This window comes from Pseudomonas emilianonis (genome assembly GCF_023072625.1).
GTDB classification, from domain to species: domain Bacteria; phylum Pseudomonadota; class Gammaproteobacteria; order Pseudomonadales; family Pseudomonadaceae; genus Aquipseudomonas; species Aquipseudomonas paraveronii.
Genome location: NZ_JAKNRV010000133.1, coordinates 1 through 13,190, shown reverse-complemented (window position 1 = coordinate 13,190; position 13,190 = coordinate 1). Strand labels below are relative to the sequence as shown.

Below are 13,190 nucleotides of genomic sequence, written 5' to 3'. Positions count from 1 at the left end.
GGCGTCGGCCGCACGGGCGCGGTCCAGGGTCTCGTCGGCCAGGGGCACACCGTGCTTGTCGATGGCCGCGCCGCCGATCACGTCGTGGCTCAATTCGAAGCCCAGGTTGTACTTGGTGTTGGCCAACTCCAGGACTTTGACCGCTTCGGCCATGATTTCCGGACCAATACCGTCGCCTGGGAGAATCAGAATCTGCTTGCTCATGCGTTCCTCATTTCATCGTGCGACCCGCCCAGAGGCAGGTCGGGAAAAATACTCAGCGTTCGGCCCAAACCACCAGCACGTCGGTGCTGAAGGTGCCGTCGGCTTGAATTTCATAGTAATCGCGGACTTCCTGGCCCATCGCCTGTTGCAGCTCAAGGATCGCCGCGCGCAAGGCCGGCGGCGTGCGCATGCGCTCGACCCACGAGGTGTATTCCAGCCGCAGGCGCTGGCGGCTGCTGTTGCGCACATGCAGACCGGCTTCGCTGAGCTGGCGCATCCATTCGGCGGCGGAGTAATCGCGCACGTGGCTGGTGTCGCGCAGCACTTCGACGGTTTGCAGGTAAGTGTCCAACAGCGGGCTGCCCGGTGACAAGACATCGACAAACGCCGCCACGCCACCCGGCTTGAGCACCCGGCGCACTTCGCGCAGGGCCAGGCCGAGGTCGCTCCAATGGTGCGCCGAATAGCGGCTGAACACGAAGTCGAATTCGCCATCGGCGAACGGCAAGCGCTCAGCGGCGCCGTGTACCGTGCGGATATTGCCCAAGCCACGGTCCACGGCAGCGGCTGCGACCACGTCAAGCATTTGCTGGGACAGGTCGTAGGCCACCACTTCTTTTACCAGCGGCGCCACATGGAAACTGACATGACCGGCACCGCAGCCCAAATCCAGCAGTCGCGCAGCGCCGTGCCCGGCCAGTTCGGCCTGGAGCAGCGCGAATTCAGTGCCTTGGGCGTGTACGGCACTGCTCAGGTAGGCCGAGGCCTGCTCGCCGAATTGTTTTTGCACGACTTGGGTGTGGGCGGTGTTGGTCATGGGAGTTTCCTCAATGGACCTTGTGGTGTTTGTTCTGGCCCCATCGGGGGCAAGTCGAATCGTCGCACCGCCCCTCCCACATTTGAACGTGTTCACAATTCAACATGTGGGAGGGCACTTGCTCCCGATGGCGGCGGTCCTGCCTACATCACATCAAGCGTCGCGAAACAACCAAGGCTGGCTGGCCCGATGCTTGGTTTCAAACGCGGCAATCGCATCGCCGTCCTGCAAGGTCAGGCCGATGTCGTCCAGGCCGTTGATCAGGCAGTGCTTACGGAAAGCATCGACTTCAAAGTGATACACCTTGCCGTCCGGACGAGTCACCGTCTGTGCCGCGAGGTCAACCGTCAGTTGGTAGCCGACATCGGCTTCGACTTGCTTGAACAGCTCGTCCACTTCGGCATCGCTCAAGATGATCGGCAGCAAGCCGTTCTTGAAGCTGTTGTTGAAGAAGATGTCGGCGTAGCTCGGCGCGATGATGCTGCGAAAGCCATATTCTTCCAGGGCCCACGGCGCGTGTTCGCGGCTGGAACCGCAGCCGAAGTTTTCCCGCGCCAGCAGCACGCTGGCGCCCTGATAACGTTCGGCGTTGAGCACGAAGTCCTTGTTCAGCGGGCGCTTGGAGTTGTCCTGGTAGGCGTAGCCCACGTCCAGGTAGCGCCACTCGTCGAACAGGTTAGGGCCGAAACCGGTGCGCTTGATCGACTTCAAAAACTGCTTGGGGATGATCTGGTCAGTGTCCACGTTGGCACGGTCCAACGGTGCGACAAGACCTGTGTGTTGGGTAAAAGCTCTCATCGGGTATTCCTCAGATCAATTCGCGAACGTCGATGAAACGACCGTTGACGGCAGCGGCGGCGGCCATGGCCGGGCTGACCAGGTGGGTACGCCCACCGGCGCCCTGACGCCCTTCGAAGTTACGGTTGGAGGTCGACGCGCAATGCTCGCCGGACTCCAAGCGGTCCGGGTTCATCGCCAGGCACATGGAGCAGCCCGGCTCACGCCATTCAAAACCGGCTTCGAGGAAGATCTTGTCCAGGCCTTCCGCTTCGGCCTGGGCTTTCACCAGGCCCGAACCCGGCACCACGATGGCCTGCTTGATGGTCGAGGCGACTTTGCGGCCCTTGGCGATCACCGCCGCGGCGCGCAGGTCTTCGATCCGCGAGTTGGTGCAGGAACCGATGAACACGCGATCCAACTGAATGTCGGTGATCGCCTGGTTGGCTTTCAAGCCCATGTACTTCAAGGCACGCTCGATCGAACCGCGCTTGACCAGGTCGGTTTCCTTAGCCGGGTCCGGCACGTTCTGGTCGACGGCCAAGACCATTTCCGGCGAGGTGCCCCAGCTGACTTGCGGCTTGATCTGGGTGGCGTCGAGTTCGACCACGCTGTCGAACACCGCGTCGGTATCGGAAACCAGGTCTTTCCAGGCTTCGACAGCAGCCTCCCAATCCGCGCCTTTCGGGGCGAATGGACGGCCTTTTACGTATTCGACGGTTTTTTCATCCGCCGCCACCATGCCCACGCGGGCACCGGCTTCGATGGACATGTTGCAGATGGTCATGCGGCCTTCGATGGACAGGTCGCGAATGGCGCTGCCGGCGAATTCGATGGCATGGCCGTTACCGCCGGCGGTGCCGATCTTGCCGATCACGGCGAGCACGATGTCCTTGGCGGTCACGCCAAACGGCAATTGGCCTTCGACGCGTACCAGCATGTTCTTCATTTTCTTGGCGACCAGGCACTGGGTGGCGAACACATGTTCCACCTCGGACGTGCCGATGCCGTGGGCCAGGGCACCGAACGCGCCGTGGGTGGAGGTGTGGGAGTCGCCGCAGACCACGGTCATGCCGGGCAAGGTGGCACCCTGCTCCGGGCCAATCACGTGAACGATGCCCTGACGCACGTCATTCATCTTGAATTCGGTGATGCCATATTCGTCGCAGTAGTCGTCGAGGGTTTGCACCTGCAAGCGCGACACGGTATCGACAATGGCGTCGATCCCGCCCTTGCGCTCCGGGGTGGTCGGCACGTTGTGGTCCGGGGTGGCGATGATCGAGTCGACACGCCAAGGCTTGCGCCCGGCCAGTCGCAGGCCTTCGAACGCTTGGGGCGAGGTCACTTCATGGATGATGTGACGGTCGATATAGATCAGCGACGAGCCATCGTCGCGCCGTTTCACTTCATGGGAATCCCAAAGCTTGTCGTAAAGCGTTTTGCCGGCCATCAGTCGGTCCTCATCAGCGGTCTTTCTATGCCCCGGGTCTTGAGACATTCAATAACCCTTTGGCTTGTGAGGCTGATGGTATGGCGCTACATTAAATAACTCAAATTCATATTTTTTATGCTTTGGATTACCAACTGGAATACCACAATGGACCTGGCCAACCTCAATGCCTTTATCGCCATCGCCGAGACCGGCAGTTTCTCCGGCGCCGGCGAGCGCCTGCACCTGACCCAACCAGCCATCAGCAAACGCATTGCCGGCCTGGAGCAACAATTAAAGGTGCGTTTGTTCGATCGCCTGGGCCGTGAAGTCGGCTTGACCGAAGCCGGGCGCGCCCTGTTGCCCCGCGCCTATCAGATTCTCAACGTATTGGACGACACCCGGCGCGCCCTCACCAACCTCACCGGCGAAGTCAGCGGGCGTCTCACATTGGCCACCAGCCACCATATCGGCCTGCATCGCCTGCCGCCGATCCTGCGCACCTTCACCCGGCAATACCCCAACGTTGCGCTGGATATTCAGTTTCTCGACTCGGAAGTGGCCTACGAAGAGATCCTGCATGGCCGCGCCGAAGTGGCGGTGATCACCCTGGCGCCCGAGCCGCACAACCTGGTGCGCGCCACCCCGGTGTGGGACGACCCGCTGGATTTCGTGGTGGCGCCGGAGCACAGCCTGACCCACAACGGCTCGGTCAGCCTGGCGGACATCGCCGGGCACCCGGCGGTTTTTCCCGGTGGCAATACGTTTACCCACCACATTGTCAGACGCCTGTTCGAGGCCCAGGGCCTCACGCCGAACATCGCGATGAGCACCAACTATCTGGAAACCATCAAGATGATGGTGTCCATCGGCTTGGCGTGGAGCGTATTACCGCGCACCATGCTCGACGATCAAGTGGCAAGTATCGCTTTGCCGGGCATACAACTCAGTCGCCAGCTAGGCTATATCGTGCATACCGAAAGGACGCTGTCGAACGCTGCGCGGGCTTTTATGAGCCTTTTGGATGCACAGGTCGATCTGCCAGGGACACCGGCATGAAACTGTGCGGCCTCAAGGCCTGAGCAAAACCGCGCCGAACGCCCATCGAGCCAAGGCTTTTTGATAATGCGCAATCCCGTCGACCCAATGCCACCCCTGCCCCGCATTTACGCCCTGGACCCTGAAGAGGCGGAACAAAGCTGGGACAGCGCCCCGCAACTGCTGGCAGCGCTTAACGCTGCACGGTTGGGTGCGTGGTGCTGGGAAATCGATACCGGGCGTATCAGTTGGTCACGGGGCACCCAGGCGCTGTTCGGTTTTGACCCGCGCCAACCATTGCCCAAGGATCTGGATTACCTGGACCTGCTCGCGCCAGAAGACCGCGCCCGGGTGGTCCGCGCGTTTCACGCGATCGTCGCCGGCGAGCCATTCGAGCAGGCCATGCACCATCATATCCAGTGGCCGGATGGCAGCCAGCACTGGCTGGAAATCAATGGCAGCCTGGCACCGGACAAAGCCGGCCGGCGCCGCATGATCGGGGTGATCCGCGAGACCACCCGCCAGCGCGATCGGGAACACGCCCTCAGCCATTCCGAAAAGCGCTTCGCCACGCTGTTTCACCTGTGCCCGAACATGGTCCTGCTCACCCGCCAGTCCGACGGATTGATCAGCGAAGCCAACCAGTATTTCGAGATCCTCTTCGGCTGGCCGGTCGCCGACGCCATCGGTCGCACCACCTTGGACCTTGGCCTGTGGCGCCACCCCGAACAGCGCGCACAACTGGTCAAGGCCACCCAGCGCAAGGGCGAACCCATCACCATGGAAGTGCGGTTCTGTGCCAGCAACGGGCAGATCCACGACGGCACGCTCTGCGCACAGAAAGTCGAACTGGAGGGCGAGGCCTACCTGATCAGCACCTTTCTAGACACCACCGAGCGTAAAAACGCCGAACAAGCCTTAAAGGACAGCCAAGAGCGCCTGGACCTGGCCCTGGACTCGGCGCAATTGGGCACCTGGGACTGGCACATTCCCACCGGCATGCTCTATGGCTCGGCACGCGCGGCCCAACTGCACGGCCTGCCGTTCGAGGCGTTCCATGAATCGTTCGAGGCGTTTTTCGAGGGTATGCCTAAAGAAGAGCGCGAGAATATGCGGAATGCCTATCGCACCCTGCGCGAAGGCCCGGCCGGCAACTATCAGCTGACTTACCGCGTACCACTGGAAGACGGCAGCTCGCGCTACCTGGAAAGCCGCGCACGCCTGTACCGCGACGAGCGAGGCGCGCCGCTGCGCATGGCCGGCACCCTGCTGGACATCACCGACCAGGTCGAGCGCGAACAACGCCTGAGCGCCTCCGAAGAAAAGTTCGCCAGCCTGTTCCAGGCCAGCCCCGACCCGATCTGCGTCACCTGCCTGGACAGCGGCGAGTTCATCGAGATCAACCCCGCGTTCACCCAGACCTTTGGCTGGACGGCCGCCGAAGTGATCAACATGAACGCCGAACAGATCGGCCTGTGGGACGAGTCGAGCCAGCGCCTGCAACGCATCGAACAGGTGATTCGCGACCAGGCGCTGAGCAACGTGGCCATCGTTGCGCACCACAAAAGCGGCCAGGCCCTGACCTGCGTGATTTCCAGCCGTCTGATCAAGGTCGGCGACCAGCCGTGCATCGTCACCACCCTGCGCGATATTACCCAGCAGCAACGTTCCGAGGCCGCGCTGAAGGCCAGCGAAGAAAAATTCGCCAAGGCCTTTCATTCCAGCCCCGACGCGATTTCCATCACCGAACACGACACCGGCCGCTATGTGGAGGTGAACGACGGCTTCTGCCGCCTGACCGGTTTTCGCGCCGAAGACGTCATTGGCCTGACGCTGTACCAGGTCGGCATCTGGGCCGATGAAAACCAGCGCGCGGTGCTGCTGGCCGAACTGCAACTCAAAGGCCGTATTCGCCATTTGGAAATGCTCTGGCACAACAAGCGCGGCGATGTGCTGGCGGTGGAAGTTTCAGTCGAGCCGATCACCCTCAATGAAACCCCCTGCCTGCTGCTGACCGCACGGGATGTGAGCCTGTTGAAAAACGCCCAGGCGCAGATCCGCCACCTGGCCTACCACGACCCGCTGACCAACCTGCCCAACCGGGCGCTGCTGATGGACCGCCTGAGCCAGCAGATCGCTCTGCTCAAGCGCCATAACCTGCGCGGCGCATTGCTGTTTCTCGACCTCGACCACTTCAAGCACATCAACGATTCCCTCGGCCACCCGGTGGGCGATACCGTGCTGAAAATCGTCACCGCACGCCTGGAAGCCAGCGTGCGTATGGAAGACACCGTGGCGCGCCTGGGTGGCGATGAGTTCGTGGTGCTGCTCAGCGGCCTGGAGGGCACGCGCACCGAAGTCAGCGCCCAGGTTCAGGAACTGGCCGATACCCTGCGTGAATTGCTGTCCGAGCCGATGTTCCTCGACGGCCAACGCCTGCAGGTCACGCCGAGCATTGGCGTGGCGCTGATCCCCGATCATGGCTCGACCCCAGCCGACTTGCTCAAACGTGCTGACATCGCGTTGTACCGGGCCAAGGATTCGGGGCGCAACGCAACGCAGATGTTCCACAACAGCATGCAGAAAACCGCCAGCGAACGACTGCGCATGGAAACCGACCTGCGCCTGGCCCTGGCACGCGGCGAATTCAGCGTGCATTACCAGCCCCAGGTGGACGCGCGCGGCAATAAGATCGTCGGTGCCGAGGCTCTAGTGCGTTGGCAGCATCCGCAACTGGGCGCGCAGGCGCCGTCCGAATTCATCAAGGTGCTGGAAGATAGCGGCCTGATCCTCGAAGTCGGCACCTGGATACTCGATGAAGCGTGCGCCGCCTTCGAGCAGTTGATCAAAGAAGGCAAGGTGGACCCGCAGAATTTCAGCCTGTGCGTGAACATCAGCCCTCGACAGTTTCGCCAGGACGACTTTGTCGAACGGGTCGAGCGCAGCCTCAAGCAGCATTCACTGCCCTACTGCCTGCTGAAACTGGAAATCACCGAAGGCATCGTGATCCAGAACCTTGATGACACCATCAGCAAAATGCTTCGCCTGAAAAAGCTCGGCGTCAGTTTTGCAATGGACGACTTCGGTACCGGTTACTCATCACTCACCTACCTCAAGCGCTTGCCGGTGGATGCGCTGAAGATCGACCAGTCCTTTGTGCGCGATGCCACCCACGACCCCAACGACGCCGAAATCATCCGCGCCATTGTGGCCATGGCCCGCAGCTTGAACCTGGAGGTGATCGCCGAAGGCGTCGAAACCCCGGAGCAACTGGCGTTCCTGCAAAAGCTGGGCTGCCACTTGTTCCAGGGGTATTTGCACAGCCGGCCATTACCGATAGAAGGGTTCAGGCTATTGCTGGATTAAGGCTCAGACCAGCTTCAGGGCCCGAAACCCAGAATTCATCCAACGCGATGAGGCCAAGTCGTGCTTTTCTCCATAGAAATCCAGCACCCCATCGATCACCGCCACCGAATGCCCATTGTCCGCCAGGGTGCCGATCGCACCCTTGGCCAACTCTGCGACCGTACTTTCACGCAAGTAGCCAAACAACCCGAGGCGGCGCAGCGCTTCGCCTGGGAACTCACCATCGTTGAGGGTACGCAGAGCCGCCGTGTAACTCTCGCGGGCACGAAAATCGTTGTTCTCGATCTGCGCGCGCTTGGCACTGACCGCGTACAAAAAGTGGGCGGCATCCAGCAACGGCCGATTACTGCCATAAAAGTTCGACTCGGCGGCGGCCTGGCGCACTTCCTCGTGGGTCAGTTGCAGCCGGAAGGCGTCTCGCATGACCACGTCATACCCGGCCGGCGTGATGTGAACCTGCTTATAGATCCCCCTGGGGTCCTGCCCGAACCGGATCATCGCCGCCTTGATCGCCGATACCGTGACGCAATTGCCTTCTACCCCTTGGTAAAATCCACTCCAGATGTCCGCAGGCCGGATGCTCGGGACCACAGGGACGGCGTCGCGATTGCTTGAGGGCGACACTTGGTCGTTGAACAACATGTACCCGTAACCCCGATCCGCCTTTTGCGGTGCACCACCGTCATGCCTGACCCCCTCGCGCACCAGTGCCGCCCCGCGGTTATGGGTTCCCAGTACACCGACCGCCCCCTGGCCCGCCATATCGCTCACCGGAACAAACTGAGACAGGCCGAACACCCCCATACCTTGCATGCAACGCTGGGGAGTCTCGCCCTCGAGCGTCTTCGACAAGGCGGCTTCAAACGTCGCATACCCCTGGGTCAGTTGCTTGCGCTTAACAAAGGCTGCAAACACAAAGTTGGCATCCTTGACCACCTCGCTGTCCGCTCCCGCGAAGCGTGAAGCCTGCGACGCCTGCTGCAACTCCTGGCGGGACAGGTGCAGCTTGAATTCATCCTTCATCGTGACGTCGTACCCGTCACTCGAGGGTACTAATTCATTAAACATCGCGGCTGGGCGCTGACCGAACGTCATCATCATCAACTTGATCACGGCCGCGTGGGTGCTGCAATCAAAGTTCTCGCCAAACCGCCGCTCGGTCGCATTGAACGCCAAAGCGATATCGGCCGATTTTTCACCTGCAGGCTTCACCGGAAATACGCGCAAAGCATCGCGTTGCTGGGCCGTTGCATTCACTGAACGGCCACCTGTGGAGATATTCATGCACTGAGTTCCTGGCACCTTAAAAAGCATTTGTCGAACAGACAGCCAGATTCAGACTGGCTGCACTGTTCGCTGAACTGAAAACAACCGTCGTCACATTAGGGCTATGGCATCACCCTGCGTGGGGGCTTTTCCCTGTCGGCCCCACAGCTCTTCGCGGCCGTTGATAACCGCCACCGAATGCTGGGCCCGATTGCACATGCCCAACTGCCCATTGGCGAGTTCGCGCACAGAAACCTTCTTCATATGCTTGCTCAACCCCAGCCGCTTCAAACCTTCCCCCGCCCCCCTCTCATCCTCGCCATCATTCAGACTGCGGATCGCCGCACTAAAACTGCGCGCGGCCCTGCCATCGTTGTTTTCGTTCTGGGCACGCTTGGCACTGACCGCAAAGAGAAACTCCGCATCCTTGAGCATCTCTTTGTCACGTCCGACAAATTTTGCCCCCCGCCCGCCTTCGGTGAGCTCCCGGTCCGTCAGATTGACGGATACGCCATCGCGCATAATCACCTCATAGCCACGCTCGTTTTTTTTCACTTCCTTGAAAATATCCGTAGGGCTTTGGCCAAACCGGTACATCGCCGCCTTGATGGCCGACACCGTCACACAGTTGCCATCCGGTCCTTGGCGAAAGCCGCTCCAGATGTTGTCGGGCTTCGCTCCATTGCGCTTTCCCGAAAGGCCAGCAATGTTCGCAGCAGGCGCAGGTTGTGGCGCCGCCGGCTCTGGCACCACGCGCGGCGCGACCTCAGGTTGTGGCGGGGCTATATCCGGCACGGCTTTATCTTTCTTATCAGACACCAGGCTGATTAATTGAGAAAAAAAAGACGTGAACAGTGTCACTAACTTATCGACTGCATCTGAGTTATTCGCCACGCCAGCGCTGTTATCCTGCGCATTTATCGGCCGGGCATTATTTCCAGAAGCCGGATCATTTACGACGCTGTCGAACTGAGGCAATTGTTCATTTTTTGCACTCATGGAATCAACCGGAAGTAACTGACGCACATCCACGACACGCGCAATATTATTAATTGAACAACACAACATACATGTCTCCACTGGCATGCACTTCCCGAAACATTAAACTTCAAAGAAGTGCGCGCCCTATTCGTTCTTATTAAAAGAGGTTGATAACGTCAAGACCGGCGCAGTGACCGGGGGCTGATGCGCCAGTCCCTCGAATCAAATCGACTTTCCGCCGGCCCAGGGCTGGTGACATCCGGGGCGGGCGTATCCGGCAGCGGCGGTGGCGGTGGCGTAATCGGCGGAACCACGGGTACAGTCGGCTGCGGAGTGACGCCATGCGCATGGCTGGGCATCACGCCAGGACTTGGGGTCGGCCTGACATGGGAGTGAATGTGACGCTCCGGCATCACGTTAAGCTTGCGAACTGTCTCGGGCAGGGGCGGGACATGGGGTACCACTACGCTGTTCGCAAGCGCCTTGGTATCAGGGCAAGGACAGTGGCCGACGTTTACATTCACCTGCACATTGGCGTTGGCATCCTTGGTCACGGAGACGCCGGATTTGTGCACGTGTGGTGACACCGACAAAGCGTGCTGCCCTCGCGGGTCAAGCGTCAATGTAGAGTGTCCAGGCAGTTGGCGCGCATCGACTGGAGCGGCGAGCGGCTTATACTGAGTGGGGAATGCACCAGGCGCACTATTCTTCCCCGACAATATCTCGCGCATGGTTTTGAAGACTTGCTCGAGCATGTCAATCAACCGCGAGAAGCCACCTGCGTCAATCGTCATTTCATTGTTCGACACTTTGAAATGGTCATGACGCAATGCCACAGGAGTGGCAAGCGCGTTGCCCCCCGAAGTACCCGATTGGTGGATGGCTGTCGACGTAGATGACGGCTGCCGCCCCGTGGCGGTTGTATCAACATTGAGGAAGGGCGAATGGTTAATCGTTAGAGACATCAGCGAGTTCCTTATTGGCACGACCCGGCTCAGCTAATTGGCCAAAGACGCGAGAGTTTTTATTGGCTGGACGCAACTCACGCTGCTTCACAGTCCGTACTTTCGTGGAATGTGAGGCCATCGAGTTCCAGAAATCGCGACTTATATAAGGAAACCAAATCAAACTTTCGGATTTTGCCTCATAGCCATTTAGAAAAACCCGCAACCCAAGTACCTCTGCCGAACATTAACGGGACACACACGCTAATAAACCCTGTTCTGCGCAATTTACCGATACAACCCCAGACACTGCGCAGCCGCCGAGTGTGATATTCCAACCCGCATAAACGCAAAATGCCCCGCATCTTTCGATACGAAGCATTTTATTGAAACACCCCACGCATTCATCCACTGTTGCAATGCACTTCAAAGGCATTCAAGCGTTATAGCTTATGACTCAGGTTCACCAGGATGGGCAATCCCCAGCAATCGACTCACCTGCTTCAAATCGGTCTCGCGGCGCATTGCGGTAAACAGCTCCACCGCCTCGGGATAATTGCGCGTCAACATTGCCAACCACTGCTTCAGCCGCCCGGGCGCCTGACGCTCGGTCAGTTGCGCCACCGACTGGGTCCAGAAGTCCTGGAGCATCGGCTGCATCTGCGCCCAGGTCATTGCCACAACCTCTTCGCCTGCCCGCGCCGCCGCGATCTGCCGCGCAAGATCCGGACGCGCAACCAGCCCGCGACCGAGCATGATGTCTTCGGCGCCGCTGACTTCGCGGCAACGCTTCCAGTCTTCGACACTCCAGATATCGCCATTGGCAAACACCGGCACCTTGACCACATCCTGCACGCGTGGAATCCACTCCCAGTGGGCCGGCGGCTTGTAGCCATCGGTCTTGGTCCGTGCATGCACAACGATATGCGCCGCACCACCCTCTGCCAGGGCCGTAGCGCAGACCAGCGCGCCATCCGGGCTGTCGAAGCCCAGGCGCATCTTGGCGGTCACCGGGATATGCGCCGGCACCGCGCGACGCACATGCTCGACGATGCGGTTGAGCAACTCCGGCTCCTTGAGCAGCACCGCACCGCCGCGCGACTTGTTGACTGTCTTGGCCGGGCAGCCGAAGTTCAGGTCGATCACTTGCGAGCCCAGCTCGCAGGCCAGCGCCGCGTTTTCCGCCAGGCACACCGGGTCGGAACCGAGCAACTGCACACGCAGCGGCACGCCAGCGGCGGTGTGAGCACCGTGCAGCAGTTCCGGGGCGAGCTTATGGAAATAGGCTGGGGTGAGGAGGCGGTCGTTGACGCGGATAAATTCGGTCACGCACCAGTCGATACCGCCCACGCGAGTCAACACGTCCCGCAGGATGTTGTCGACCAACCCCTCCATGGGCGCTAAAGCAATTTGCATGGAAAACACTCAACAAAAATCGTGGCGCAGTTTACTGGGTTTCCCGCCGCAACCGTTAACCCCCTGTCAGGGCGGGGCCGTAGCCGTCGAGAAACTCCGCCGGCATACGCTTGGGCTTGCCGCTGGACAGTTCGATGCAGACGAAGGTGGTTTGCGCGCGCAGTAAGGTCGTGCCGTCGCGAGGGCGTACCAACTGGAAACGACGGGTCATTTTCAGACGCTGGTCCCAGTCGACGATCCAGGTCGCCAGTTGCAACTCGTCGCCTTCATAGGCCGCTGCAAGGTAGTCGATCTCATGGCGTACCACGGCCATGGCGCGGTCCAGTCGCCGGTACTCGGTGAGGTCCAGCCCCAGGCGCTGGGAATGGCGCCAGGCGCAACGTTCCAGCCAGGACACGTACACCGCGTTATTGGCGTGCCCCAGGCCGTCGATATCCTCAGCGGCGACCTGCAGATCGATGATAAACGGCGTTGCCAAATCCCAGCCCATGCCTTGCTCCAGTCGATTGATGTCGGCAGGGCAGTGTATCAGGCAGTTTGACGCGCCTGTAAACGGCAGCCCGCCAGCAGGGCCAGCACCGCGTCGACCACCCGGGGATCGGCCAGCACTCGCTGGTGTCCGCCCTGCTCCAGGCGCAACAGCCGGCTGTCGAACCAGGCGTCGTGGATGACCTGGGACGCGCTGACCGGCACGAAGGTATCGTCTTCGGCATGCACGATCAGACCGGGGAGGTTCATCTGGTAATGGGCCACGTCCAAATGCTTGAGCGGCATGCCCAGGGTCAGCTCGACCTCTTGGATAAACGCCGAGCGCGCCCGCGACGGCAACCCGACCATGCCGGCGAACCCACGCAGCACATCGAGGAAGCGCGATGGCGCAGCAATGCTCACCAGCGCTTCGGTGCGCAGCCCCAATTGCACCGCCAGCATCGCACTGGCGCCCCCCATGGAA

Annotated in this window: 12 protein-coding genes; 2 read left to right on the top strand and 10 right to left on the bottom strand. The window is 60.4% G+C overall.

The features are described from left to right. The 4 genes from L9Z73_RS15080 to leuC all read right to left on the bottom strand — a co-directional run. Positions 1-204, bottom strand: a 204-nt coding sequence (locus L9Z73_RS15080; protein WP_247402297.1) for an isocitrate/isopropylmalate family dehydrogenase, incomplete at its 3' end; no start/stop codon positions are given. A 52-nt stretch (positions 205-256) separates the two neighbouring features. Further along, positions 257-1,021 carry a class I SAM-dependent methyltransferase gene (locus tag L9Z73_RS15075; RefSeq protein ID WP_247402295.1) on the bottom strand — a complete coding sequence of 255 codons (765 nt, stop codon included), beginning with the start codon at positions 1,019-1,021 and terminating at the stop codon, positions 257-259. Between the two features lie 153 nt (positions 1,022-1,174). Further along, positions 1,175-1,819 carry a 3-isopropylmalate dehydratase small subunit gene (gene leuD, locus L9Z73_RS15070; protein WP_094953214.1) on the bottom strand — a complete coding sequence of 215 codons (645 nt, stop codon included), beginning with the start codon at positions 1,817-1,819 and terminating at the stop codon, positions 1,175-1,177. A gap of 10 nt (positions 1,820-1,829) precedes the next feature. After that, entirely contained in the window at positions 1,830-3,248 is a 1,419-nt protein-coding gene (leuC, locus tag L9Z73_RS15065; protein WP_247402293.1) for a 3-isopropylmalate dehydratase large subunit, read from the bottom strand. Between the two features lie 147 nt (positions 3,249-3,395). On the opposite strand from leuC, the gene L9Z73_RS15060 reads away from it, so the two are divergent. Further along, positions 3,396-4,286 carry a LysR family transcriptional regulator gene (locus L9Z73_RS15060; protein ID WP_247402290.1) on the top strand — a complete coding sequence of 297 codons (891 nt, stop codon included), beginning with the start codon at positions 3,396-3,398 and terminating at the stop codon, positions 4,284-4,286. A 66-nt stretch (positions 4,287-4,352) separates the two neighbouring features. After that, positions 4,353-7,631: an EAL domain-containing protein gene (locus L9Z73_RS15055; RefSeq protein ID WP_247402287.1), complete on the top strand. Its 3,279-nt coding sequence runs from the start codon at positions 4,353-4,355 to the stop codon at positions 7,629-7,631. A 3-nt stretch (positions 7,632-7,634) separates the two neighbouring features. Here L9Z73_RS15055 and L9Z73_RS15050 read toward each other — a convergent pair whose 3' ends face one another. The 6 genes from L9Z73_RS15050 to L9Z73_RS15025 all read right to left on the bottom strand — a co-directional run. Beyond that, positions 7,635-8,915: a hypothetical protein gene (locus L9Z73_RS15050; protein WP_247402284.1), complete on the bottom strand. Its 1,281-nt coding sequence runs from the start codon at positions 8,913-8,915 to the stop codon at positions 7,635-7,637. Positions 8,916-9,008: 93 nt separating this feature from the next. Next, complete coding sequence (locus L9Z73_RS15045; RefSeq protein WP_247402282.1) at positions 9,009-9,896, bottom strand: hypothetical protein; 888 nt, start codon at positions 9,894-9,896, stop codon at positions 9,009-9,011. Between the two features lie 158 nt (positions 9,897-10,054). Further along, entirely contained in the window at positions 10,055-10,843 is a 789-nt protein-coding gene (locus L9Z73_RS15040; protein WP_247402279.1) for a hypothetical protein, read from the bottom strand. 429 nt (positions 10,844-11,272) lie between these two features. Next, a complete protein-coding gene (locus tag L9Z73_RS15035; RefSeq protein WP_247402277.1) occupies positions 11,273-12,238 on the bottom strand; it encodes a tRNA dihydrouridine synthase in 966 nt (321 codons plus the stop codon). Between the two features lie 55 nt (positions 12,239-12,293). After that, complete coding sequence (locus L9Z73_RS15030) at positions 12,294-12,728, bottom strand: acyl-CoA thioesterase (protein ID WP_247402275.1); 435 nt, start codon at positions 12,726-12,728, stop codon at positions 12,294-12,296. Between the two features lie 38 nt (positions 12,729-12,766). Continuing rightward, a partial coding sequence (locus L9Z73_RS15025) for an alpha/beta fold hydrolase (protein ID WP_430624293.1) occupies positions 12,767-13,190 on the bottom strand: 424 nt, incomplete at its 5' end.